Consider the following 1,275-nt stretch of genomic DNA (forward strand, 5'->3'; position numbering starts at 1 on the left):
CGAGTGCGCGGCGGCGGGCACCACCAGCACCGCCTCGACCCGGGGCGAGACGATGGGGCCGCCGGCGGAGAAGCTGTAGGCGGTCGAGCCGGTGGACGTCGCCACGATCACCGCGTCGGAGGCGTAGCGCACGAAGTCGCTGCCGGCCGGGGTGACGGAGATCGCCGCCAGCCCCTCGCCCGGGATCCGGACGAGCGCGATGTCGTTGAAGGCGGTCACGTCCGTGCCCTTGATCCGGCTCCTGATCGCCATGCGCGGCTCGATCGTGTACCGGTGGTTGTCGATGGCCGACAGCGTGTCGGCCAGCTCGTCCACGTCGATCTCGGCCAGGAACCCGAGCTTGCCGAGATTCACGCCCAGGATGGGTGTGGGCCGCCCGGCCAGCAGCCGCATGGTCCGCAGCATCGTCCCGTCGCCCCCGAGCCCGACCAGCAGGTCGGCCCGCTCGACGAGGGCGTCGGCGTCGACGGGCACGGCTGTGCAGTCGATGCGGCCCACCTCCTCGGGCAGCCCGAGGACGGTGACCCCCTTCTCACCGGCCCAGCGGAGGATGGTGTCTATCGCCTTCTTGGAGTCGCGCTGAGGATGCAGCACCAGCCCGACCGTCCCGACCATGCCCATGAGCCCACACTAGGCGAAGTGCCGCCCCGCTGATGCCGAGGTCAGCGGACGAGGCAGGGACGTTTCGGGTCGAACGTCCAGCCCTTCACCAGGAACTGCATGGCCACAGCGTCGTCGCGGGCGCCGAGACCGTGGCGGAGGTAGAGCTCGTGAGCCTCCGCCAGGGCCGCGCGGTCGAGCTCGACACCGAGCCCGGGAGCGGTCGGCACGTCGATCGCGCCGTCCCTGATCTGGAACGGCCGGGTCGTGAGCGCCTGCCCGTCCTGCCAGATCCAGTGCGTGTCCAGTGCCGTGATCTCCCCCGGGGCGGCCGCTCCGACGTGCGTGAACATCGCCAGCGAGATGTCGAAGTGGTTGTTGGAGTGCGAGCCCCATGTCAACCCGAAGTCGTGGCAGATCTGGGCGACGCGGACCGAGCCGGCCATGGTCCAGAAGTGCGGGTCCGCGAGCGGGATGTCCACCGCGTTCGCCCGTACGGCGTGGGCCAGCTCGCGCCAGTCCGTGGCGATCATGTTCGTCGCCGTGGGCAGGCCGGTGGCCCGCCTGAACTCGGCCATCGTCTCCCGGCTCGAGAAGCGGCCCTCGGCGCCGCACGGGTCCTCGGCGTAGGCCAGGACGCCGCCCAGCCCGCGGCACAGCCGTACCGCGTCGGCG

General features: G+C 71.5%; 2 protein-coding genes. Both read right to left on the reverse strand.

The window, feature by feature from the left end; genetic code table 11:
• Window positions 1-621, reverse strand: a 621-nt coding sequence (locus AB0J09_RS65035) for an NAD(+)/NADH kinase (protein ID WP_360714515.1), incomplete at its 3' end; no start/stop codon positions are given.
• Window positions 622-662: 41 nt separating this feature from the next.
• Window positions 663-1,275 (reverse strand): enolase C-terminal domain-like protein (locus AB0J09_RS65040; RefSeq protein WP_360714517.1); only part of this gene is annotated, 613 nt, incomplete at its 5' end.

This window comes from Nonomuraea sp. NPDC049784, from assembly GCF_040659615.1.
Lineage (GTDB): Bacteria > Actinomycetota > Actinomycetes > Streptosporangiales > Streptosporangiaceae > Nonomuraea.